Genomic DNA, 22079 nt, shown 5'->3' with positions numbered 1-22079 from the left:
TTGATCCAGGTCAGGTGGGAGGCGCGCCTCGACTTCCTGCTGAGGCGCGCGATCCAGGCGTCGCTTTAGAAGAAGCCCAGCGGATTGATGTCGTAGCTGACCAGCAGGTTCTTGGTCTGCTGGTAGTGGTCGAGCATCATCTTGTGGGTTTCACGGCCGACGCCGGATTTCTTGTAGCCGCCGAAGGCAGCGTGGGCGGGGTAGAGGTGGTAGCAGTTGGTCCAGACGCGACCGGCCTTGATGCCGCGACCCATGCGGTAGGCGCGATTGATGTCGCGGGTCCAGACGCCGGCGCCGAGTCCGAACTCGGTGTCGTTGGCGATGGCCAGGGCCTCGGCTTCGTCCTTGAAGGTGGTCACCCCGATCACCGGGCCGAAGATCTCTTCCTGGAAGACGCGCATCTTGTTGTGGCCCTTGAGCAGGGTCGGCTGGATGTAATAGCCGCTAGCTAGTTCGCCCTGCAGTTTCTCGACGTTGCCGCCGGTGAGGAACTCGGCGCCTTCCTCGCGGGCGATCTCCAGGTAGGAGACGATCTTCTCGAACTGCTGCTGGGAAGCCTGGGCACCGACCATGGTCTCGGTATCCAGCGGATCGCCGCGCTTGATCTGGGCGATCTTCTTCATCACCGCTTCCATGAAGGGGGCGTAGATGGATTCCTGCACCAGGGCGCGGGACGGGCAGGTGCAGACCTCGCCCTGGTTGAAGAAGCCCAGCACCAGACCTTCCGCGGCCTTCTCGATGAAGCTCGGCTCGGCCTGCATGATGTCTTCGAAGTAGATGTTGGGCGACTTGCCGCCCAGCTCCACGGTGCTGGGAATGATGTTCTTGGCCGCGCAGGAGAGGATGTGCGAACCCACCGGGGTGGAGCCGGTAAAGGCGATCTTGGCGATACGGGTGCTGGTGGCCAGCGCCTCGCCGGCTTCCTTGCCATAGCCCTGCACCACGTTGAGCACGCCGGGCGGCAGCAGGTCGCCGACGATCTCGGCGAACAGGGTAATGGACAGCGGCGTCTGCTCGGCGGGCTTGAGCACCACGCAGTTGCCAGCGGCCAGCGCCGGGGCCAGCTTCCAGGCGGCCATCAGCAGCGGGAAGTTCCAGGGGATGATCTGGCCGACCACGCCCAGCGGCTCGTGGAAGTGATAGCTGGCGGTGTTGTCGTTGATCTCGGCGGCGCTGCCTTCCTGGGCGCGGATGCAGCCGGCGAAGTAGCGGAAGTGATCGGCGGCCAGGGGCACGTCGGCGTTGAGCGTCTCGCGCACCGCCTTGCCGTTGTCCCAGGTCTCGGCGACGGCCAGTTTTTCCAGATTCTGTTCGATGCGGTCGGCGATCTTGAGCAGGATCAGCGAGCGGTCCTGCACCGAGGTGCGGCCCCAGGCATCGGCGGCGGCGTGGGCGGCGTCCAGGGCGCGCTCGATGTCGGCGGCGTCGGAGCGGGGGAATTCACCGATCACCGAGCCGTTCACCGGGGAGGTGTTGGTGAAGTACTGGCCTTTCACCGGGGCGACGAATTCGCCACCGATGTAGTTGCCGTAGCGGGCCTGCAGGGTCAGCAGGGCGTCTTGGGTGCCGGGAGCTGCGTAGCGCATGGTGGGTCTCCTGTTTGTTCTTGTATGAAGCGGCGCTCCGATCCTGAGCAAGGCGCGGGCCAAGTCGAGCGAACCCGCGTGGATGCGGCCTTGTGGACTTTTCCAGGGAGTGCCGTCACCTGTCACTGTGACAGAGGTGTCACCCCTTGGCGTGACAGCCTGTCACCTGAGGGTGACAGAGTGCGCAGTCCAACCGATTTGGCCTATGCTGGTGGCCGCGCAGACGCCCCCGCGGAGGACAACGACAATGGCCGCCACCCCGTCCGATCGTCATGCCAGCCAGGTGCTCGAACTCGCCCGCGGCGCTGTCCCTGACGGCCCGGCCAGCGATCCGGCCATCGCCCGCTCCTGGCGGCGCTGTCTCGACGAACACCAGCTCGACCCGGCCGCGCGCGTAGCGCCCTGGGTGCTGGAGCGCGCCCGCTTCGACGAGCACCGCCAGCGCCAGCAGCGGGTCTTGCAGATCGCCCGCGGCCAGATGAATTCCCTGCACCAGCAGCTGGGCGGCGCCGGCCATGCTGTGCTGCTCACCGATGCCCGCGGGCTGATCCTCGATTGCGTGACCGCCGAGGCCGAGCGCGAGACCTTCCAGCAGGCCGGACTGTGGCTGGGCGCCGACTGGAGCGAGGCCTGCGAAGGCACCAACGGCATCGGCACCTGCGTGGTGGAGCGCCAGGCGCTGACCATCCATCGCGACGAACACTTTCGCAGCCGCCATACCCAGCTGACCTGCTCGGCCAGCCCGGTCTTCGATCCGGCGGGCGAGCTGCTGGCAGTGCTGGATGTCTCCACGGCCCGCCAGGAGTCCTCGCGCCAGGGCCAGTTCCACACCATGGCGCTGGTCAATCTTTCGGCCAAGCTGATCGAGAGCTGCTATTTCCTCGACCGTTACGCCGCTGGTTACCTGCTGCGCTTCCATGCCCAGGCGGCCTATGTCGGCCTGCTCAGCGAAGGGCTGCTGGCCTTCGACGACGAAGGTCGCGTCCAGGCCGCCAACGAAACCGCGCTGATGTTGCTCGGCCTGGCGCGTAGTGCGGTGTTGGGGCAGCGGATGGAGGCCCTGTTCGAGCTACGGCTGGACGACCTGTTGGAGCGCGCCCGCCCGCAACCCAGCGCTTGCTGGGCACTGCGTGGTCGCCAGGGGCAGGGCTTCCACGGTCTGGTACGCGGTCCCCAGGTGCGCCCGGTCACCCCGGTAGCGGTGCCCAAGACGCCCGTGCCCAGCGGTATCTGTCTGGCCGATCCGGCCCTGGCGCGGGATTTCACCCGGGCGCTCAAGGTCCTGGAGCGCGATGTACCGGTGCTGCTGCATGGCGAGACCGGCACCGGCAAGGAAGCCTTCGCCAGCGCCCTGCACCGCGCCAGCAGCCGCGCCGGTCAGGCCTTCGTCGCCCTCAACTGCGCGGCCATCCCGGAAACCCTGATCGAGAGCGAGCTGTTTGGCTATCGTGGCGGCAGCTTCACCGGGGCGCGCAAGGAAGGCATGGCCGGCAAGCTGCAGCAGGCCGATGGCGGCATCCTCTTTCTCGACGAGATCGGCGACATGCCCCTGGCGCTGCAGACACGTTTGCTCAGGGTGCTGGAAGAGCGTCAGGTGGTGCCCCTCGGCGGCGGCGCGCCCCGCGCCCTGGACCTGCGCCTGGTCAGCGCCAGCCACCGTGATCTGGAGGCCCTGGTGGCGGCCGGCAGCTTTCGCGAAGACCTCTACTATCGGCTGCGCGGCCTGGTGGTGACCCTGCCAGCCCTGCGTGAGCGCAGTGATCGCGGCGAACTGCTCGATCTGCTGCTGGCCGAGGAAGCCCGCGGCGAGTCGATCCGTCTCGATCCGGCGGCGCGTGCCTGTCTGCTCGCCCAGCCCTGGCCTGGCAACGTCCGCCAGTTGCGTACCGTGTTGCGCACCCTGGTAGCCCTGAGCGAAGACGGCCATATCGGCCTGGACGAGCTACCGGCGGAGTGCCGTGGTGCCCGGCTCTCCGTTCCATCCAGCGTGGCGCCGGTCGACAGCGCCCGGGAGGAGCTGCGTGGGGTGCTGGACGACTGCCACTGGCAGATGACTCGCGCGGCCAAGCGCCTGGGGGTGAGTCGCAACACCCTTTATCGCTGGTTGCATCAGCACGGCTTGCAGCGCCCGCAGGATTAGCGCTCCGCCTTGGCACAGAGGTGGGCGATGCAGGGCGAGACGAATAGACTGCCCCGGTAGGCGCCTGCCAGGGTGCGGCTGGCGACCAGGGCCCATAGCAGGGCCAGCAGCACCACCAGCACGGCGCTCAGACCGGTGAAGAAGGGCGCCGCCAGGGCTTCCCCCAGGCGCAGGGTGGTCAGGGCATAGACACCCAGGGGAAAGGTGAAGCTCCACCAGCTCAGGTTGAAGGGCATGCCCTCACGGGCATGGCGCTGGGTCACTAGCACAGCCAGCGCCAGCCACCAGAGCCCCAGTCCCCAGAGCAGTACCGCGCCCAACAGGCCCAGGCCCTGGGCGATCTCGCCAATTCCGGCCAAGCCATGGGCGGCAAACACTGTCGGTGCATCGGCGCCCAGTACCAGCAGGCCCAGGGCGCCGGTGGCGATCGGTCCCAGCGCCAGCCAGCTCGACGCGGCCATGCTGGCCGGCGGCAGCTTGTGCAGCGCCAGGCGCAAGAGCAGGATCACCAGCAGGCTCAAGGCGACGGGCACCGAATAGGCCCAGAGCACATAGCTGGCGACGAGCACGCTGAATTGCTCGCTGACAGCCAGGTGCGGCACCAGCAGGCCACCACTGGCCGCCGCCACCTCCGCTGCCACCACCGGCAACAGCCAGACGGCGGTCATCTGGTCGATGCGATGCGCCTGGCGGGTAAACATCAGATAGGGAATCAGCACCCCGCAGGCCAGCGCCATGGCCGCATCCAGCCACCAGAGGCCGAGCGCCAAGGGCAGCACCGCCTCACCCCAGCGCGGCAGGCCGAACAGCAATAGGCCGTTGATCAGCGTGGCCAGGCCCATGGGGATGGTGCCCAGGAACATGGAAACCGTGGCGTGGGCGAAGATCTCGCGGGCTTCCTGGTAGAACAGCAGCCAGCGGGCGGCATAGAGCCCGGTGAACAGGCTGAACAGCAGGACATCGAGCAGCCAGAGGCCTTCGGCGATGGCATGCAGGCCGGGAAGCGGCAGGGGGAAGGCTGCCAGCGCGAGCGCCAGGATGCCCGTGCCCATGGTCACGGCGAACCAGTTGGGCGTGAACTGGCGGATGACCTCCAGTGGGCGGTCGAGCTGGCTGAAGGGTCTGAGTACCTGCTCGGGGACGACGGTGAAAAGCGGCATGGCAGGGCTCCTGAAAGAGATGGCCTTCAGGCTAAGCCTGCTCGCTTATCATTAAAAATGAATGATTATGAAGTATTAAACCACTGGATAGATAAGGCGCTGCCCTTGCTTGCCAGGCAGCGCCTGGGCATCAGGGCTTGGCCACGTGCCAGACCTGATTGACGCCATCACCGGAGGTATCGCCCGGCTTGCTGTCCTTGATCCAGGTATACAGCGGCTTACCCTGGTAGGCCCATTGCTGGCTGCCGTCGTCACGGGTCACCAGGCTGTAGCCATCGGCGGCCTTGGCCCCGGCCTCGGCTTTCAGCGGTGGCCAGTTCTGGGCGCAGGGGCCGTTACAGGCGGACTTGCCCGCGCTGTCCTTGGCGAAGGTGTATAGCGTCATGCCCTTGCCGTCGACGAGCACCTTGCCCAGGGCGGTGTCGGCGACCTTGGTCGGCGCGGCGGCCAGGGCCAGGCTGGCGAAGGAGAGGGTTGCAGCGGTGATCAGCAGGTGTTTCAGCATGGTCGACCTCTTGTGCTTGTTATCAGGGCGAACGGACCTACGGCGATGCGGGCATCCGGAAAGCCAGGGATGCCTTGCGCACTCTAGTCGAAATCCTGCCGGCCGGGGCGGGCGCAGCGCTCCGCCATCCGCGACGGCCATCGCTCCGGCGGCGCGGCCCCCCGTGCTAACCTTGCCGCCGTTCAATTTGCAGCGGAGCCCGCCTGTCATGCACATCCACATCCTCGGTATCTGCGGCACCTTCATGGGGTCGCTCGCGGTGCTGGCCAAGGAAGCCGGCCATCGCGTGACCGGCTCCGACGCCAATGTCTATCCGCCCATGAGCACCCAGCTGGAGGCCCAGGGTATCGAGCTGACCCAGGGCTACGATCCGGCGCAACTCGATCCGGCGCCGGACTTGGTGGTGATCGGCAACGCCCTGTCGCGCGGCAATCCGGCGGTGGAGTACGTGCTGGACAAGGGGCTGCCCTATGTCTCCGGCCCCCAGTGGCTGGCCGAGCACGTCCTGCAGGGCCGCTGGGTGCTGGCGGTCGCCGGGACCCACGGCAAGACCACCACCACCAGCATGCTGGCCTGGGTGCTGGAGCACGCCGGCATGAGCCCGGGCTTTCTCATCGGCGGGGTGCCGCAGAACTTCGGCATCTCGGCGCGCCTGGGCGGTACGCCCTTCTTCGTGGTGGAAGCCGACGAATACGACAGCGCCTTCTTCGACAAGAGATCCAAGTTCGTCCACTACCGGCCGCGGACCACCATTCTCAATAACCTGGAATACGATCACGCGGACATCTTTCCGGATCTGGCAGCTATCGAGCGGCAGTTCCACCACCTGGTGCGGACCATTCCCAGCAGCGGCCTGATCATCCATCCCACTGCCGAGACGGCGCTGGTGCGGGTGCTACAGATGGGCTGCTGGACCCCGGTGCAAACCACCGGCGAAGGTGGCCAATGGCAGGCCCGCCTGCTGGCCGAGGACGGTTCGCGCTTCGAGGTGCTCTTCGACGGCGAGGTCCAGGGCACCGTGAACTGGGAGCTGACCGGCCAGCACAACGTGGCCAATGCCCTGGCCACCCTGGCGGCGGCTCGTCATGTCGGGGTGGTGCCAAGCATGGGCGTCGCCGCCCTGAGCGAATTCCGCAGTGTGAAGCGGCGTATGGAGAAGGTCGCCGAGGTGCGCGATGTGACCGTCTACGACGACTTCGCCCACCATCCCACCGCCATCGCCACCACCCTGCAGGGGCTGCGCGCCCGGGTCGGCAGCGAGCGCATCATCGCCATCATCGAGCCACGCTCCAATTCCATGAAGCTGGGCGCCCACCGTGACGGTCTGCCAGACAGTGTCACCGGCGCCGACAGCGTGGTCTGGTACGCCCCGCCGAACCTGGGCTGGGACCTGGCCGGAACCGCCGCCGCCTGTCAGGTGCCCGCGGTGGTCTGCGATTCCCTGGAGGCCATCATCGCCCGGGTCCAGGCCGAGCTGGACGGACCCACCCATGTGGTGATCATGAGCAACGGTGGTTTCGGCGGCCTGCACGGCAAGCTGGCCGCGGCCCTGGAGACGCAATGATGGCCGGTCCGGAACGCATCACCCTGGCGCTGACCGGCGCCTCCGGCTCCCAGTATGGCCTGCGTCTGCTCGACTGCCTGGTGCAGGAGGAGCGCGAGGTGCACTTCCTTATCTCCAAGGCCGCGCAGCTGGTGATGGCCACCGAGACCGACGTGGTGCTGCCGCCCAAGCCCCAGGCCATGCAGGCCTTTCTCACCGAATACACCGGCGCGGCGCCGGGCCAGGTACGGGTGTTCGGCCAGAGCGACTGGATGGCGCCGCCGGCGTCCGGCTCCAGCGCCCCGGCGGCCATGGTGGTCTGCCCCTGTTCCACCGGTACCCTGTCGGCCATTGCCACCGGGGCCAGCAACAACCTCATCGAACGCGCCGCCGACGTCGCCCTCAAGGAGCGCCGGCAACTGATTCTGGTGCCGCGCGAGTCGCCGTTCTCCAGCATCCACCTGGAAAACATGCTCAAGCTGTCCAACCTGGGCGTGACCATCCTGCCGGCCTCGCCAGGCTTCTATCACCAGCCGCAGACCCTTGATGACCTGGTGGACTTCGTGGTGGCGCGCATCCTCAATACCCTGGGCATCCCCCAGGACATGCTGCCGCGCTGGGGCGAGCATCACCTGTCCGGCAACGATGACTAGGTTCTGTACGAAAAGTCGCCGAGCGAAGGTCAGGCAAGGCAAAAATCAGCGAGGAAGCGGACCGGGCTCGCGCTCGAGTTTACAAATGGTAAATGAGCATTCCGAGCTGATTTTTAACGCAGCATCACCGAGCGCAGGCAGTTTTCGTACAGAACCTAGGGCCGTCGCGCGCCTCGGCCTGCTGCTGACGGCCGTCCTGGTCCTCGGCGGCTGCGCCACGGCGCGCACCCTGGACGGCGCCAAGCCCGGTGCGCCGGTGGTCTATGCCGGCACCCGGCTGGATCTCTATGCCCTGCAGGGCGGCTGCTGCGCCTTGGAGCGCTTCGGCGCCGAGGCGCCGGCCTGGCCGGTACTGGACCTGCCCGGCAGTGCCCTGCTCGATACCCTGTTGCTGCCGCTGTCGCTGCCGGCAGCCATTGGCGGGCGGGGCAGCGTGCGGGGCGGGCTCTAGCAGGCTTGCAGCAACTCCCCGAGCTTGGCCATGGCCGCCTCGCTGCGCGCGTCCCAAGGATGACCGCAGTTGAGTCTGATGCAGTTTCGAAAGCCCTGCTGCGCGGAAAAGATCGGCCCTGGCGCCAGGCTGATGCCCTCGGCCAGCGCCTGGCGATACAGCGCCAGGCTGTCCACCCGGGAGGGTAATTCGAACCAGAGGAAGTAACCGCCCTGGGGGCGGCTGACGTGGGTGTCGGCCGGAAAGTAGCGGCGCGCCGCGGCCAGCATGGCCTGGCGCTGCCGGTCGAGACTCAGTCGTAGCCGGCGCAGATGACGATCGTAGCCACCGTGCTGCAGATAGTCCGCCAGGGCGGCCTGGGCCGGCATCGAGGGGGTGATGGTGGTCATCAGCCGCAGTCGCGCGACCGCTCCCGCCTGGCGTCCGGCCGCGATCCAGCCGATGCGATAGCCGGGGGCCAGGCACTTGGAAAAGGAGCCGCAGTGCAGTACCAGGCCATCGGTGTCGAAGCGCTTGACCGGGCGGTGCGGTTCGCTGCCGCTGTAGAGTTCGGCATAGACGTCGTCTTCCAGCAGCGGCACCTGGTGGCGTCGCAGCAGGCCATAGAGGCGCTGCTGGGCCTGGTCGTCGAGGCTGACCCCGGTGGGATTCTGCAGGCCGCTCATGAACCAGCAGGCCTTGATCGGCAGGCGGGCCAGGGCCTCTTCCAGGGCGTCGAGATTGAGGCCCTGCTCGGGGTCGACCGGGATTTCCACCGCCTTGAGTTGCAGTCGTTCCAGCACCTGCAGGCTGGCGTAGAAGGCCGGGCTTTCCACCGCGACCAGATCGCCGGGGCGGGTCAGGCTCTGCAGGCCCAGGTTGAGCGCCTCCAGGGCGCCGTGGGTGATCACCAGCTCTTCGCCGACCTCGGGCATGCCGGCCAGGCCATAGCGCCGGGCGATCTGGCGACGCAGCTCGGGATGACCGGGGGTCACATAGGCGGTGAGGTCATGGGCGGGCAGGTCGCGCAGGCCGTGGGCCATGCTGCGGGCCAGGCGCGCCAGGGGAAAGAGATCGGGGCTGGGAAAGGCCGAACCGAAGGGCACTATGCCCGGATCCTGCAGGGACTGCAGCACCGAATACACCAGGTCGCTCACCGCTACCTCGGTGCCTTCCAGCGGAGCGAGCAGCGGCGCCGAGTCGCGTGACCGGGCGGGTTCGCGAACGAAGTAACCGGATCTCTCCCGCGCCTCGATCAAGCCACGGCTTTCCAGTAGGTAATAGGCCTGGAATACCGTGGAGGGGCTGATGCCGTGCGTCTGGCTGGCACTGCGCACCGAGGGCAGGCGATCGCCGGGAGCGAGGACGCCGGTGGTCATCAGGGTGGCGAGCTGGTCGGCGAATCTTTCGTAGCGCTTCATGCAGGGCCAGGGCAGGGGAGACCGTCACTATAGCGAGCACGGGCCCATCTGATCCGGTTTTTCATGTGTCTACCTGCTGCTGTAACGCTGGCGTCCGGAGGCCTAAGCTTTATCCATCCCTTTCTGGCATCTCCCGGAGGCAGCCATGGACGATGGTGTTTTCATGATTCTCTTCAGCCTGCTCGCACTCATCCTGCTCGGCGGCGGCTACTACGCCTGTGTGGTCCTGAACAAGGACCGCCGCGACGTGGAAAAGAACGATCAGCTGCGCTGATCGCCCACCTCGCAGACATCCACCCAGCGTGCCTCGCTGAGGGCGGCCAGCCGCTCGGGCGTGAGGCGCACGGCGCTGTGGATGGCGCCCGCGGCCGGTAGCACCTCGTCGAAAGCCTTGAGGGATTCGTCGCAGTAGACCGGCAGCGGCGTGGCCAGTCCGAACGGGCAGACGCCGCCCACCGGATGCCCGGTAAGGCCTTCCACGGTGGCGGCATCGAGCAGCTTGGCCTTGCCGCCGAAGGCAGCCTTGAGCTTGCGGTTGTCCAGCCGCGCATCACCGCGCGCGACCAGCAGCAGTTGCTGCTCCCCTACCTTCAGCCCCAGGGTCTTGGCGATGCGCCCGGGCTCCACGCCATGGGCGGCCGCCGCCAGGGTAACGGTCGCGGTACTGGTCGTGGCCTCGAGGATCTCGAGGTCGGGCGCGATGTGGGCGAGGTGCTGGCGGACGGAGTCGAGGCTCATGGGGCTTCCTGTGAGGGGAAAACCCGACTCTCGGCAATCCTCGCCACCCGCGTCAAGGCCGACTCAGCACTCCACGAAGGTCACGGCCAGACCGCCGCGAGAGGTTTCCTTGTACTTGTCGTGCATGTCCGCGCCGGTTTCCTTCATGGTGCGGATCACCTGGTCGAGGGAGATGAAGTGCTCGCCGTCGCCGCGCAGGGCCATCTGGGCGGCGTTGATCGCCTTGACCGCGGCGATGGCGTTACGCTCGATGCAGGGCACCTGTACCAGGCCACCGACCGGGTCGCAGGTCAGCCCGAGGTTGTGCTCCAGACCGATCTCGGCGGCGTTTTCCAGCTGCGCGGGGCTGGCGCCCAGCACCTCGGCCAGACCGGCGGCAGCCATGGCGCAGGCCGAGCCGACCTCGCCCTGGCAACCCACCTCGGCACCGGAGATGGAGGCGTTCTTCTTGCACAGGATGCCGACCGCGGCGGCGGCGAGCATGAAGCGCACCACATCGTCGTCGCAGGCATCGGGATTGAATTTCATGTAGTACATCAGCACCGCCGGGATGATCCCGGCCGCGCCGTTGGTGGGCGCAGTGACCATGCGGCCGCCGGCAGCGTTTTCCTCGTTCACCGCCAGGGCGAAAAGGTTGACCCACTCCATGGCGGAGAGGGTCGAGCCGATGACGTTGGGCTTGCCGATGGCTTGCAAGCTCTGGTGCAGGCGGGCAGCGCGTCGACGCACCTTGAGGCCGCCGGGCAGGATGCCTTCGTTGGCGAGACCGTTCTGGACGCATTCGCGCATCACGCCCCAGATGCGTAGCAGGCCGCTGCGGATCTCTTCCTCGGAGCGCCAGCTCTTCTCGTTGGCCAGCATCAGCTCGGCCACGCCCAGGCCGTGGCTGCGACAGAGGTGTAGCAGCTCGGCGCCGCTGGAGAATTCGTAGGGCAGCTCGGTGGTATCGCTGTCCAGCACGCCGCTGGCGGCCTGGGTGGCGTCCACCACGAAGCCGCCACCGATGGAGTAGTAGGTCGCTTCAGCCACTTCACCGGTGGTGCCAAAGGCGGTCAGGGTCATGGCATTGGGGTGGTAGGGCAGGCTTTCCTCCAGCAGCAGCATGTCTTCCTGCCAGTTGAAATGGACCGCCTGGCGGCCGGCCAGCAACAGGGTGCGCTCGTTGCGTAGGACCTCGATGCGCGGTTCGACGGCAGCGGGATCGACGCGATCCGGCCATTCGCCCATCAGGCCGATCAGGGTCGCCCGGTCGGTGCCATGGCCGATTCCGGTGGCCGACAGCGAACCATAGAGGCGCACCTCGACCCGCTTGACCTGCTCCAGCAGACCTTCGTCGACCAGGCGCTGGGCGAAGAGGGCGCCCGCCCGCATCGGTCCCACGGTATGGGAGCTGGACGGACCCACGCCGATTTTGAACAGGTCGAAGACGCTGATGGCCATGTCGGTAATCCCTGATTGAGCTTGAATAGTTGCCAGACAAGGTGCCGGCGGAGGGCTCATAGTGGTGATAAGCCTTCAACTCGCACAAACGAAAGCTTCTAAGCGATCCTTTAGCGGAACTCATCGATGAGCCGGATCCTCAATGCTCAAACCCAGGCCTGGTTGCAGGTGTTCGTCTGCGCCGCGCGCCATCTGTCCTTTACGCGCTGTGCCGAAGAGCTGCATGTGACGCCTGGCGCCATCAGCCAGCAGATGCGCCAGCTGGAGGAGCGCCTGGGCTTCAAGCTGTTCCATCGCGTCGCGCGTGGACTGGAGCTGACCGCCGAGGGCCAGCGTCTGGCGACCACCCTCAACCAGGCCTATGGGCTGATCGACGCCGAACTGCGGCGGCTCAATGCCGGCCAATTCGGCGGCGTGGTGCGGCTCAGGTCGATCCCCTCGTTCCTGGGCAAGTGGCTGACCCCGCGGCTGCCGCGGTTGCAGGCACGCTTTCCCGATCTGCAATTGCGGCTGGTGGCCGAGGACAGTAGCTGGTCGCTGCGCGAGGGTGAATTCGACCTCGCCATCGATCTCAACGACGGCAGCTACCCGGGACTGGCCTCGACGCCGCTGATGGATGAAGAGATCTTCCCGGTATGCGCCCCCAGTCTGCTGGCGGGACGGCCACCGCTGGAGCGACCGGAGGACCTGGAGTTCTATCCTTTGCTGCACGACATCACCGCCTGGCGCGGCAGCTACGAATACGCCGAGTGGGAGTTCTATCTCGCCAGCATCGGCGCGCCGGCGCTGGATGTGCGGCGGGGCCATACCTTCAACCGCAACCACCTGACCATCGAGGCGGCCATCGCCGGCATGGGCGTGGCCATCGCCCGGCGCGCCCTGATCACCGACGAACTGGCCCGTGGCGTGCTAGTGGTGCCGCCCTTCGGCCGTTCGGTGCCGGCCCACAAGAGGTACATGCTGCTCTACGCCCAGGGCGCCCTGGCCGATCCCCGCCTGCGCGCCCTGCACGACTGGCTGGTGCAGGAGGTGGATCAGATGGCGCTGGCACAGCCGGCGTAGGAGCGGTCCACGACCGCGATCGGATGCACCCAGGCCTGGTAGCGAGGGCTAACAACATAAGCCTGAATGAGAGAGGGATCGCGGCCATGGGCCGCTCCTACAGGCTACCGTAGGTTGGGTTGAGCGCAGCGAAGCCCAACAGTGTTTGCCTCGGCACCGGCATGTTGGGCTTCGACGATGGAGCCTTCTCAGCCCAACCTACGGTCGATAGCGGCCAAGCCTCAACGCCCCAACTTGCGCAACTCGTCCGACTCCACCACCCGCACGCCCTGGCTTTCTTCCAGGGCCAGGCGCCACAGGGCGCGGGCCAGGACAGCGGCTTCAATGCCGTGCCATTTGCCGGGTAACCACTGTGAGAGCGGGGCGGCTAGGCGTTCGCCCAGGCGCTCTTCCGGGCGCTGGCCGATCAGCAGCGACGGCCGCGCTAGGGTCAGCTGCGTCCAGCCTTGGGCGCGCAGGGCTTCTTCCAGTTCGCCCTTGACCTTGTTATAGAAGATCGAGGACTGCGAATCGGCGCCGATGGCGCTGACCACGATGTAGTGCCGTGCGCCCAGTTCCAGGGCGCGCTGACCGACCGCCAGGGGCAGGCCGTAATCCACAGCGCGAAAGGCCGCTTCGGAGCCGGCCTGTTTCATGGTAGTGCCCAGGCAGCAGAAGGCCACGTCCAGTGGGCCTTCCAGCGTCGGCAGCAGGCTGTTGAGATCGCCCACCGGATTGTCCAGCCGAACGTGCTCCGCCAGCGGGCGGCGGGTCGGCGCCAGCACCCGCGGTACCGTCGGCTCATTGAGGAGGCGGTCGAGCAGGTGTTCGCCGGTCAGGCCGGTGGCGCCGGCGATGAGGGCATGCTGAGGCGTCAGGTACACGGGGCTCTCCTTGTAGCGGCGACCGCTGATGTCAGGTTGGACCTCAGGCGTTCCGGTTGTTCGTCAACGTCCCAGGCAAAGGTGGCACTCAGCGACTCGCGCGCCAGGCGCGCCACTTCTGCAGCACGGCGGGTGGTGCCCAGAGCTGGGGTTCGGATGGGTCGAAGCCTTCGGTCTTCTCGCGCACGGCCACGGTGTCGCGGGCGCGCTGGAAAGCCTGCTCGGGATCGTCGGTGTGCTGGAAGGCCTCGGCGAACAGCGCGCGACCGAAATAGGTGAAATCGGCTTCGTCGGTGCAGCCGAAGGAGGTGCGATCAGCCTTGGAGGCGGTCATCACCAGGGTATGGTCGTCCTGCAACTGTGGGATGAAGCCGCCGCTGTAGCAGCTGGAGACGATGACCAGCTTGTCGCGCCCGCGCAGGGGCGCGAGCAGGCGGCCGAGTTCCGCCGCCGGCAGGCTGGAGAGGTCCAGGCCCGGCTGGTCGAGCACCAGTTGATGGTCGGCCGAGCCATGGCTGGTCAGGTAGATGAGAATCAGGTCTTCTGGACCAGTACGCTGGGCCAGGGCCTGCAGGCTCTGGTAGAGGTTCTCGCGGGTGGCCAGCGGATGGTCGCTGCGGATGTCCTTGGCGTTGATCAAATGGACGACATCGCGGGCGCCCCAGGTGGTGGTGAGGAAGTTGGCCACGTAGTTGGCTTCACGCTGGAACACGCCCTGACCGCCGTCGCCAGCCAGGACCAGGCCATAGAGCTCGGTAGCGGGAGTGGAGGCCGGGATCTGCTGCAGCTCCTGGTCGAGCACCTTGCCCTGGTCGAGCAGGCCGCGCTCCAGGGGATCGGCGATGTATTGCCCCTGGTCGTCGCGGATGCGCTTGCCGCCTTCCCAGAGACCCCGTTCGAGCTGGCCGTCGGCCCGGGTCAGCACGCCCATGCCGGCATAGACGCCATCGGCGAAGTTGCCGCGGTAGACACTGGAGTCGCTGTTGGTGAGCACGCCCTGACCGTCGAATTTCCAGTTGCGGAAGGCGCCGCGGTACTGGCTGCCATCGCTGCCGACGAATTCGCCGTTGCCGGTCAGTTCGCCGGCGCTGAAGCGACCACGCCAGAGGTCGCCCCCGGCGCTGCGATAGACGCCCGCACCCTCGAACTGGTCGTCGACGAATTCGCCGTCATAGCGATCGCCGCCTGGCTCCTGCCACTGGCCAACCCCATTGAGGTGGCCATCGTTGAACGTACCGATGGTCTGGGTCCCGTCGCTGTCCAGCTTGGAACCCTGGCCCTGCATGCGGCCATTGACGAAGCTGCCGTGGTATTCCCAGCCGCTGCTGCTGATCAGATTGCCCTGGCCGTGGTAGAGGCCGCGGCGAAAGGTGCCCTGGTAGTAGGTACCGTCGGCGAACTGCTGCTCGCCCGGGCCTTCGGCCAGGCCATCCTTGAAGCGCCCCTTGAGCCAGTTGCCATTGGGCCACTCGATGCGACCGCTACCGTTGAGCAGACCGCTGACGATCTCGCCGGTATAGACCCCGCCATCGGGCAACCTCACGCTGCTCGCGTTGGGCGCCGCCTGGGCGACGCAGGTCGCCAGCAGCAGCGCGGCGAGGGCGAGACGGTTCAGGAGGGTGCTCATAGGTGGGGTCGGCGGGCGCCCTAGCGCGCCTCGAGCCGGACCAGATGACGCTCCAGCGTCGCGGAGTAGGGTTCCAGGAGACGCTCCACGCAGCTGGCCCCGGCGGGGCTGGCGATGGTGCGGATGCGGGCACGCTTACGCAGCAGCTCGTCCTCAGCGATGCTCTGCTCGACCAGCAGCAGGTTGCGACTGTGGCGGCTCAGTGACTGGGCATTGCGTACGGTGGTGTTGTCGAGCAATTGGGCAAGCTCCAGGCCAGCGAGGCGTTCGCCCTGCGTCAGACCCAGCTGCAGCTGCAGGGTTGCACCGCTGCCGACCACTTCCACCTGCAGCGCATGACCCAGGGCGCGCATGATCTCGCCACAGCAAAGGGCGCGAGTCAGGTAGTCGTCGTCGTCGCTGCGCTCGTGGAAGAGGATCAGGCTGCCGCCGTCCTTGAGGGTATGCAGTTCGCCGTCATAGAGCTCGGTGGCCTGCTGCAGGCAGTCGCGATAACGCTCCAGCAGCTGCTCGAGGCGACTGCGCGGCAGGCGGCTGAGCTGGTCCTGGGCGCCCAGCTGGATGGCCAGCACCGCGGAGGTGACGATATCGGGCTCGGTGGGCACTACTGGGGCCGGCGTAGGTGGTGGCTCGGTGAAGGAGTCCGGCACCAGCTCGGCGAAGGCGTCGGCATCCAGCTCGCTGTCGGCCTCGGCGTTGGCCGTCGCCGGTTTGCGTGCAGCCGGCTTGGCGGCGGCCTTGCGCGCGGGCGGTGGCTTGATGCTCAGGCCACCCTGCTCGTCGGCGAAGGGATCGTCGTCCTCGGTCACTTCCGCCTTGGGCGGTTTAGACGGCTTGGGCGGCACCAGACGGCTCTGCAGCTGACGGGCCAGATCGCCCAGTTCGTCGAGCCGTCCCGCGCCCGGCGCGGGGTCATCGGGGTCGCGCAGCCAGACGCGCAGCTCCAGCAGCGGAGTCGACAGCTGGCGCCCGAGCCGCAGGCTGAGGATCAGGGTCAGGCCCAACAGGATCAGTCCGAGCAGCCCCATGTTCTGCAGGCTGATCATCATCGGCTGCTGGAACTGGTCCATGTCCAGCGCCAGGCGCACCTGGCCGGCGGTAACGTCCTGGAAACGGATCGGCGTGCTGTAGATGCCATCGGTGGCGGTCAGCAGGCCCTGGCTCGGCCGGGTGCCGGACTCGGCCAGCACCCGGTTGTCGGGGCTGTAGACCGCGGCATGGGCGACCAGCGGATTACGCGCCAGGTTGCTCAGCAGCACGTTGAGGCTGAGGTTGTCGTTGGCCACCAGCAACTCGGCGGCGGAGTTGGCCGTCTGGGTCACCAGGCTCTGGCCGACGGCGTCGGCCTGCTGCTGCATGGCATGGCGGAACTGCATGCTCATGATGCCGGCATAGATCACCAGGGCGGCGGCCACCAGCAACAGGCTGTGGGAAACGATGCGCAAGGCCACCGGCACACGACGCTGGCGCAGGGCTCGGTAGATCAGCAGGAAGAAATTATCGGGCTTGACGGTCGCGGGGCGGGTCACAGAAATCGTTTCTTTGGACAAAAAATGTTCGGCCAGTATAACCAGCGCGCCAGGGGCGCGAAAATGACGAATGCAGGGCTTCGCCCGCAAAAGAGGCCGGCGGTGGGCTCTCGCCGCCAGCCGGTGCCCATGGCTCGGCACCGCTGGAGCGAAAGGGTAGACTGCGCGCTTTTCCGCGAGGGTATCGCCATGCAAGACGTTATCGGACTCCAGGCCGTGGGCACGCTGCCCGCCGATTGGTTGGCTGCCCTCACCGGCGCCCTGGCCGCGGCCGGTGCCCGGCTGGAATCGCTGCAGCAGCAAGGCCTGGACAACGGTGCCGCGGTGACCCTGCTGGTCAGCCCGGCCAGTGCCGGCGCCGCGCTGGTCCAGGCGCTGCAGGCGCTGGATCTGCAGGTGGCGCCCCTGGCACAGCCCGCGCCGGACACCGGCGAAGCCCATGTCCTGACGCTGATGGGCCGCAGCCTGGCCGATCTGCCGCTGACCCGGCTGGCCGCGCTGTGCCGGGAGCAGGGCTTGAACATCCACGCCATCCGCGCCCTGAGCGAGCCGGGCGCGACCGAACGCGCCGCCCTGGAACTGCGCGTCGTCGGCGAACCGCATGAGGCCCAAGCCCTGCGCGCCGGGCTGCTGGCGCTGGCCCAGGAAGGCCAGGCCGACATCGGCTGGCAACCCGACGACCTGCAGCGCCAGCACAGGCGTCTGGCCGTGTTCGACATGGACAGCACCCTGATCCAGGCCGAGGTCATCGACGAGCTGGCCAAGGCCGCCGGTATCGGCGAGCGGGTGGCGGCCATCACCGAGCGGGCCATGCGCGGCGAGATCGACTTCCGTGCCAGCTTCACCGAGCGCATGGCCCTGCTGCAGGGCCTGTCCGAAGAGGTGCTGGCAGACATCGGTGCCGGACTGCGCCTGACCGAGGGCGCCGAGCGGCTGTTCGCCGAGCTGAAGCGCCTGGGCTACAAGACCGCCATCCTCTCCGGCGGCTTCACCTATTTCGCCCGCCAGGTGCAGGCCCGGCTGGGGATCGACTACGTCTATGCCAACGAACTTGAAATCGTCGACGGCAAGCTGACTGGCCGCGCCGTCGAACCCATCGTCGATGCCCAGCGCAAGGCCGATCTGCTACGGGAACTGGCCAGCCGTGAAGGCCTGGAGCTGGAGCAGACCATCGCCGTGGGCGACGGCGCCAACGACCTGCCCATGCTGGCCCTGGCCGGCCTGGGCGTGGCCTTTCGCGCCAAGCCGCTGGTGCGCCAGTCCGCGCGCCAGTCCATCAGTGTGTTGGGGCTGGACGGCGTGCTCTATCTGCTGGGCGTGGAGGATCGTCTTACCCAGGGCTGAGTCTCCCATCGCGGTCCGCCGATGCGGCGGCTCCTACGTTTGCCTCGAGCACCGTAGGAGCGGCCCATGGCCGCGATGCACCTAGCTCAATCAGGATCGCCGCTACTCGGCCTGGAACTCGTAGTCCATCGCCTGGCTGGGTTCCTGCAGGTAATAGCCCTGGATGAAGTGCACCCCGACCTGCCACAGCTGGGCCAGCACGCTGGCGCTCTCGACGAAAGGCGCGATGGTCTGGACATTCTGGGCGCTGAGGTCGGCGACCATGGCCTTGAGGCGCTCCTGATGGTCCGGTTGCCCCAGGTCCTTGATCAGCTTGCCCGACAGCTTGACGTAGTCAGGCACCAGAAAACGCAATGCGGCGAGTGACTGATCGCCGCTGGCGAAACCGCTGAGGGTGATCGGATGGCCCTGGCGGCGTAGCCGCTGCGCCATGGCCAGGGCCTGCTCCGGCTGGGCCAGCAGGTCTTCTTCGCTCATCTGGAAGATCACCGCCTCGGCGTCCAGCTGCTGCGCCTCCAGTGTCTTGCTCAGCCAGGGCAGCAACTCCAGATCGCCCAGGGTGGCGCCCGAGAGGTGCACGAAGATGCGGGTGCCATGGCCACGGGCACGGTGTTCGCCAAGCTGGCGCACCGCCTGGTGGATCACCCAGCGATCGATCTGGCCGCTCAGGCCACTGTCACGCGCGGTCCGGGCGAATTCGGCTGGAGAGACTTCCTCGCCCTGGGGGTTGATCAGGCGCAGGAGGGCCTCGTAATACTCATGGCTGCTGCCACGCAGGCCGATCACCGGCTGGAACAGCAGGCGGAAGCCGTTTTGCTGCAGCGCCTGCTTGACCATGGCCACCAGATTGCCGCGATTGGCTGCGGCGGCCAGCTCTTCCTGCGGATCGTAGCGCTTGCAGGCGTTGCCGCCGCGCTGGGCGACCTGGCGGGCGGAGCGGTGCGCGCGGTCCACCAGGTCGCCCGCGCTCTTGGCATGGGTGTCCAGGCCGACCACGCCGATGGAGTAGCTGATGGCCAGGTTACGCCCAGCCAGGGCCAGGGGCTTCCGCTCCTGGCGACCGAGCAGGCGCTCGAAGGTGGTGTCCAGGCTGGCATCGGCCGCTTGCGGCAGCAGGGCGGTAAAGGCGTCGTCGGCGAAGCGCGAGAGGGTGACCAGGGTGCCGAAGTGCTCGCACAGGCGCTCCGCCAGGGCGACCAGCAATTCGTCCATGGCGTCTATGCCGAGCTCGGCCAGCAGCGTTGGATAGCGGTCGATGCTCAGGTAGGCGAAGCTGGCCGGCGCTCCCAGTCGGGCGCGCTCCAGGGCATCTTCCAGCAGGTCGAGCATGCGGCTGCGATTGAGCAGGCCGGTCAGGGTGTCCTGGAAGCGCACCTCGCGCAGCTGCTCCTCGAGGGCCTCGGCCGCGGGGGCCACGCGCGCTTCCCGCAGGTGCAGCTGCACGCAGGGTTCGTCGAGATAGATGGCCGGCGTCAGACGCAGGCGCAAGTCGATGGTACTGCCGTCATGGCGGACGCCTTGGCAGTCCAGTTCCAGTGGGCTGGGGTCGTCACGCAGCTGGCGGAAGGCGTCGCGCAGCGCCGGCTGGTCCGCCGCGCCGATCAGATCCATCAGCGGGGTGATTTCCAGATCGTCTGCGGACGGATAGCCCAGGAGCTCCACATAGGCCAGGTTGACGTGGATATGCAGGCCGTCATGGACATAGGCGACCGCATCCACCGCGTTGGCCAGCAGCAGCTGGCAGCGCTGTTCGGCTTCGGCCAGGGCCTGTTCGAGGCGTCGGCGTTCGTGGCGATCGGCCAGATTGCCCAGTTCGCGCAGGCTGGCCAGCAGCAGGTGCTCGTCGTTGTCACTGGCAATGGCATCCCGTGCCCCCTGGCGCAGGGCGGTCAGCACTGCCTCTGAATCACCCTGGGCCACCCGCTGGATGATCGCGAGGTGTGGCACCTGCTGACGCAGACGTTGGAGCACGGCGTGGCTGTCGAGCTCGGGAGACGGTGGGGCGAGGATGGCAAGGTCCCAGGACTGGGACAGGAGTTCGTCGAGACCGGCGGGATCGGCAAGGCGCTGGGCCCGCGCTGCCCGTCCGGCATTGCGGAACAGGCTGACCAGGCGTTCCGCCTCGTTCTGCGATGCTTCGAGCAGCAACAGGCGGATCGCGCTGTGTTCGGCAGCCATGGTCTACTCGCGCCCTGGCGATAACGATAATCCCTGGAAACTACAGAGACTTCCACAACGAGTCAAAGTCTTCTTCCTGGCGCATGCCGCCGCCAGAGCTACCGCCATTGGCCTGGGCGTTGCTCTGCTCCAGCAGGTGGTATTCGAAGACGCTGAAGCTGACGGTCATGCTGCGGCGCCGGTCGAGCATGCCGCGCTGCTCGTTGCCCTGCTGATTGATCTGCACCTTGCTGCCCTCCTGGAAGGGCAGACGCGGCGCGATCAATGTCGGCGCCTGGTCGATGGCCTTGATCTCGGGCAGCAGCAGCGCCCGCAGGTACTGGCTGTTCTGCTCGGCCTTGCGCAACAGTTGCAGCCCACAGGGGCGTGCGGTAGGCGCCAGCAGTTCGACACCCATATGGGTACCACTGCCCGGCACCTGGCGTACCCAGCGCACCACTGCCGGGCCCCAGTTGTGATCGTCGGGCAGGCGCACGCCAAGCAGCTCGCCCGCCTGCAGCTGCTCGGGTACTTCGCCGCTCCAGCTCAGGCAATAGCCGCCCGGACTATGGTTGACCACCTGCACCGCATGGATCGGAAAGGCCGGGCTGGCCGTCTCGCCTTCGCCCGGCAGGACGTCGTAGTGGATTTCTTCCAGGTTCTCGGCATCCCAGTCCAGGGCGTCCGGTGCGCGGGGGGCGGCATCGAAGGCCTGCGACCAGACGTCTTCCTTGGGCTTGGGTGCGAAGGTTTCTGGCGCCGCCACGGCGGACAGCCGCAGGGTGTCGGCGAACACCTGGCCACCCGCGAGCTGGTAGTGCAGGGCGCTCATGCCGATGCAGACCTGCACCTGGCCCTGACCGGGCATGCGTTGGAAGGCGCGATCCGCCTCCTGGCCCCAGGCGCCCACCAGGTGTTGCAGCAGGTCCAGGGACAGATCGCCGTGCACCGGCAGTCGGGCACGCGGCCGTTGTTCCGGGGCCAGGGCGAGGTAGTCTTCGATGGCCTGGACCAGTTGTTGCGGCGCCAGGCCCAATAGGCCGCTGAGATTGGCTTCGCGCAGCAGCGAGCGATAGCGCGGCGGGGCGTCGATCTGTGGCGCCACCACCATCAGGGTGCCGTTCTGCTCGGGGGCCTGCAGGCGGACCAGATTGGCCCAGTCGTCCAGGTGAAGCGTCAACTGGGCGATGTGGCTCTGGCGCAGCTGGTTGCAGCGCGCCGCGCCGAACAGCAGGGCGGCGCAATAGGCCTGGGTGATGGTCTGGCTGCCATCGCCGGGCAGCAGCTCATCGCGAACCTTCTGATTGTGCAGGCCGGTGGTCACGGCCAGCCGATAGAGCTGATGCAGCTCCAGCCAGAGGTTGTCGTGGACCGGCGTATAGAGCTGCGCGGCGCGGATCAGCGGCCCGAGCAGCGCCCGCAGGGCACGCTGGATGGCCATGGCGAGCAGGGCGCTGCGTTCGCCACGCTCGCTTTCCTCGACCACGATCAGCTTGTAGCCGGCAGCCAGCAGGTTCTGCAGCGCCTGGCAGAGATTGGCCACCTTGCGCGAGCGTTCGTCGAGCACGATGGCCTGGTTCAGCACATGGCGCTCGAGCAGCTGGCAGACCCGCTGTACGTCCGGACGCAAGGCCTCGAGCAGGCGCAGGCGGGCCTCTGGCGTCAGGATCAGCCGGTTGAGTTCGAGCAGGCCCTGATAGAGCAGGCGGGCGAACTCGCCCAGCTTGGCCCGTGGTAACTGTTCCAGCCAGCGCTTGAGGCCGGCCGGCGTGGCGTCACAGAACGTCAGGCTGCGCTGATCGGGCGTGGGTACCCGCAACATGAGCTGTGGCCTCTTGCTATCCATTCGCCGCACGCACTCCTGTTTCGATGGGCAATAAA

The 22079-nt window shown here is 67.2% G+C and carries 18 protein-coding genes; 7 read left to right on the top strand and 11 right to left on the bottom strand.

What is annotated here, in order from left to right; genetic code table 11:
• Positions 1 to 65 precede the first annotated feature (65 nt).
• Complete coding sequence (locus APT59_RS19775; RefSeq protein ID WP_059316425.1) at positions 66 to 1586, bottom strand: aldehyde dehydrogenase family protein; 1521 nt, start codon at positions 1584 to 1586, stop codon at positions 66 to 68.
• 247 nt (positions 1587 to 1833) lie between these two features.
• Here APT59_RS19775 and APT59_RS19770 point away from each other — a divergent pair, with 247 nt between their 5' ends.
• Positions 1834 to 3726 carry a sigma-54-dependent Fis family transcriptional regulator gene (locus tag APT59_RS19770; RefSeq protein WP_059316424.1) on the top strand — a complete coding sequence of 631 codons (1893 nt, stop codon included), beginning with the start codon at positions 1834 to 1836 and terminating at the stop codon, positions 3724 to 3726.
• On the opposite strand, the gene APT59_RS19765 is transcribed toward APT59_RS19770, so the two are convergent.
• Together APT59_RS19765 and APT59_RS19760 are read right to left on the bottom strand one after the other, a co-directional pair.
• On the bottom strand, positions 3723 to 4886 hold the full coding sequence (locus APT59_RS19765) for a C4-dicarboxylate ABC transporter (protein ID WP_059316423.1): 1164 nt from the start codon (positions 4884 to 4886) through the stop codon (positions 3723 to 3725). The genes APT59_RS19770 and APT59_RS19765 overlap by 4 nt on opposite strands.
• A gap of 130 nt (positions 4887 to 5016) precedes the next feature.
• The gene (locus tag APT59_RS19760) at positions 5017 to 5391 is read right to left on the bottom strand and encodes a hypothetical protein (protein ID WP_059316422.1); all 375 of its coding nucleotides are present in this window, start codon (positions 5389 to 5391) and stop codon (positions 5017 to 5019) included.
• Between the two features lie 208 nt (positions 5392 to 5599).
• Here APT59_RS19760 and mpl point away from each other — a divergent pair, with 208 nt between their 5' ends.
• From mpl to APT59_RS19745, 3 genes are all read left to right on the top strand, one after another.
• On the top strand, positions 5600 to 6955 hold the full coding sequence (gene mpl / locus APT59_RS19755) for a UDP-N-acetylmuramate:L-alanyl-gamma-D-glutamyl-meso-diaminopimelate ligase (protein WP_059316421.1): 1356 nt from the start codon (positions 5600 to 5602) through the stop codon (positions 6953 to 6955).
• Positions 6955 to 7587 (top strand): flavin prenyltransferase UbiX, encoded by a 633-nt coding sequence (gene ubiX, locus APT59_RS19750; RefSeq protein WP_007161189.1) that lies wholly within the window; start codon positions 6955 to 6957, stop codon positions 7585 to 7587. The genes mpl and ubiX overlap by 1 nt, the downstream gene beginning before the upstream one ends.
• A 178-nt stretch (positions 7588 to 7765) precedes the next feature.
• Positions 7766 to 8038, top strand: a complete 273-nt coding sequence (locus APT59_RS19745; RefSeq protein ID WP_059316957.1) for a YceK/YidQ family lipoprotein — start codon at positions 7766 to 7768, stop codon at positions 8036 to 8038.
• On the opposite strand, the gene APT59_RS19740 is transcribed toward APT59_RS19745, so the two are convergent.
• Positions 8035 to 9438, bottom strand: coding sequence for a PLP-dependent aminotransferase family protein (locus tag APT59_RS19740; RefSeq protein WP_059316420.1), 1404 nt, complete (start codon positions 9436 to 9438; stop codon positions 8035 to 8037). The genes APT59_RS19745 and APT59_RS19740 overlap by 4 nt on opposite strands.
• A 145-nt stretch (positions 9439 to 9583) precedes the next feature.
• On the opposite strand from APT59_RS19740, the gene APT59_RS22785 reads away from it, so the two are divergent.
• Positions 9584 to 9712 carry a hypothetical protein gene (locus APT59_RS22785; RefSeq protein ID WP_257721101.1) on the top strand — a complete coding sequence of 43 codons (129 nt, stop codon included), beginning with the start codon at positions 9584 to 9586 and terminating at the stop codon, positions 9710 to 9712.
• On the opposite strand, the gene APT59_RS19735 is transcribed toward APT59_RS22785, so the two are convergent.
• Positions 9700 to 10176 (bottom strand): YbaK/EbsC family protein, encoded by a 477-nt coding sequence (locus APT59_RS19735; RefSeq protein WP_059316419.1) that lies wholly within the window; start codon positions 10174 to 10176, stop codon positions 9700 to 9702. The two genes, APT59_RS22785 and APT59_RS19735, sit on opposite strands and share 13 nt — an antisense overlap.
• Positions 10177 to 10239: 63 nt before the next feature.
• Complete coding sequence (locus APT59_RS19730) at positions 10240 to 11616, bottom strand: L-serine ammonia-lyase (protein WP_059316418.1); 1377 nt, start codon at positions 11614 to 11616, stop codon at positions 10240 to 10242.
• 126 nt (positions 11617 to 11742) lie between these two features.
• Here APT59_RS19730 and APT59_RS19725 point away from each other — a divergent pair, with 126 nt between their 5' ends.
• On the top strand, positions 11743 to 12678 hold the full coding sequence (locus tag APT59_RS19725) for a LysR substrate-binding domain-containing protein (RefSeq protein WP_059316417.1): 936 nt from the start codon (positions 11743 to 11745) through the stop codon (positions 12676 to 12678).
• A 221-nt stretch (positions 12679 to 12899) separates the two neighbouring features.
• On the opposite strand, the gene APT59_RS19720 is transcribed toward APT59_RS19725, so the two are convergent.
• The 3 genes from APT59_RS19720 to APT59_RS19710 form a co-directional block, all read right to left on the bottom strand.
• The gene (locus APT59_RS19720; RefSeq protein ID WP_059316416.1) at positions 12900 to 13541 is read right to left on the bottom strand and encodes an oxidoreductase; all 642 of its coding nucleotides are present in this window, start codon (positions 13539 to 13541) and stop codon (positions 12900 to 12902) included.
• A gap of 88 nt (positions 13542 to 13629) precedes the next feature.
• Positions 13630 to 15168 (bottom strand): C13 family peptidase, encoded by a 1539-nt coding sequence (locus tag APT59_RS19715; RefSeq protein WP_059316415.1) that lies wholly within the window; start codon positions 15166 to 15168, stop codon positions 13630 to 13632.
• 20 nt (positions 15169 to 15188) lie between these two features.
• Complete coding sequence (locus tag APT59_RS19710; RefSeq protein WP_059316414.1) at positions 15189 to 16697, bottom strand: AhpA/YtjB family protein; 1509 nt, start codon at positions 16695 to 16697, stop codon at positions 15189 to 15191.
• 189 nt (positions 16698 to 16886) lie between these two features.
• On the opposite strand from APT59_RS19710, the gene serB reads away from it, so the two are divergent.
• The gene (gene serB, locus APT59_RS19705) at positions 16887 to 18041 is read left to right on the top strand and encodes a phosphoserine phosphatase SerB (protein WP_059316413.1); all 1155 of its coding nucleotides are present in this window, start codon (positions 16887 to 16889) and stop codon (positions 18039 to 18041) included.
• Positions 18042 to 18143: 102 nt separating this feature from the next.
• Here serB and APT59_RS19700 read toward each other — a convergent pair whose 3' ends face one another.
• A complete protein-coding gene (locus APT59_RS19700; protein WP_059316412.1) occupies positions 18144 to 20219 on the bottom strand; it encodes an EAL domain-containing protein in 2076 nt (691 codons plus the stop codon).
• Between the two features lie 40 nt (positions 20220 to 20259).
• Positions 20260 to 22020, bottom strand: coding sequence for a hypothetical protein (locus tag APT59_RS19695; protein WP_059316411.1), 1761 nt, complete (start codon positions 22018 to 22020; stop codon positions 20260 to 20262).
• Between the last annotated feature and the right edge of the window lie 59 nt (positions 22021 to 22079).

Source organism: Pseudomonas oryzihabitans (assembly GCF_001518815.1).
GTDB lineage: Bacteria > Pseudomonadota > Gammaproteobacteria > Pseudomonadales > Pseudomonadaceae > Chryseomonas > Chryseomonas oryzihabitans_E.
This window is presented reverse-complemented; position numbering and strand designations above follow the sequence as displayed.

What these genes read in the sequence shown, in the direction of transcription:
- APT59_RS19775 (WP_059316425.1), bottom strand. Translation starts at nt 1,586, where the DNA reads ATGCGCTACGCAGCTCCCGGCACCCAAGACGCCCTGCTGACCCTGCAG.
- APT59_RS19770 (WP_059316424.1), top strand. Translation starts at nt 1,834, where the DNA reads ATGGCCGCCACCCCGTCCGATCGTCATGCCAGCCAGGTGCTCGAACTC.
- APT59_RS19765 (WP_059316423.1), bottom strand. Translation starts at nt 4,886, where the DNA reads ATGCCGCTTTTCACCGTCGTCCCCGAGCAGGTACTCAGACCCTTCAGC.
- APT59_RS19760 (WP_059316422.1), bottom strand. Translation starts at nt 5,391, where the DNA reads ATGCTGAAACACCTGCTGATCACCGCTGCAACCCTCTCCTTCGCCAGC.
- mpl (WP_059316421.1), top strand. Translation starts at nt 5,600, where the DNA reads ATGCACATCCACATCCTCGGTATCTGCGGCACCTTCATGGGGTCGCTC.
- ubiX (WP_007161189.1), top strand. Translation starts at nt 6,955, where the DNA reads ATGGCCGGTCCGGAACGCATCACCCTGGCGCTGACCGGCGCCTCCGGC.
- APT59_RS19740 (WP_059316420.1), bottom strand. Translation starts at nt 9,438, where the DNA reads ATGAAGCGCTACGAAAGATTCGCCGACCAGCTCGCCACCCTGATGACC.
- APT59_RS22785 (WP_257721101.1), top strand. Translation starts at nt 9,584, where the DNA reads ATGGACGATGGTGTTTTCATGATTCTCTTCAGCCTGCTCGCACTCATC.
- APT59_RS19735 (WP_059316419.1), bottom strand. Translation starts at nt 10,176, where the DNA reads ATGAGCCTCGACTCCGTCCGCCAGCACCTCGCCCACATCGCGCCCGAC.
- APT59_RS19730 (WP_059316418.1), bottom strand. Translation starts at nt 11,616, where the DNA reads ATGGCCATCAGCGTCTTCGACCTGTTCAAAATCGGCGTGGGTCCGTCC.
- APT59_RS19725 (WP_059316417.1), top strand. Translation starts at nt 11,743, where the DNA reads ATGAGCCGGATCCTCAATGCTCAAACCCAGGCCTGGTTGCAGGTGTTC.
- APT59_RS19715 (WP_059316415.1), bottom strand. Translation starts at nt 15,168, where the DNA reads ATGAGCACCCTCCTGAACCGTCTCGCCCTCGCCGCGCTGCTGCTGGCG.
- serB (WP_059316413.1), top strand. Translation starts at nt 16,887, where the DNA reads ATGCAAGACGTTATCGGACTCCAGGCCGTGGGCACGCTGCCCGCCGAT.
- APT59_RS19700 (WP_059316412.1), bottom strand. Translation starts at nt 20,219, where the DNA reads ATGGCTGCCGAACACAGCGCGATCCGCCTGTTGCTGCTCGAAGCATCG.
- APT59_RS19695 (WP_059316411.1), bottom strand. Translation starts at nt 22,020, where the DNA reads ATGTTGCGGGTACCCACGCCCGATCAGCGCAGCCTGACGTTCTGTGAC.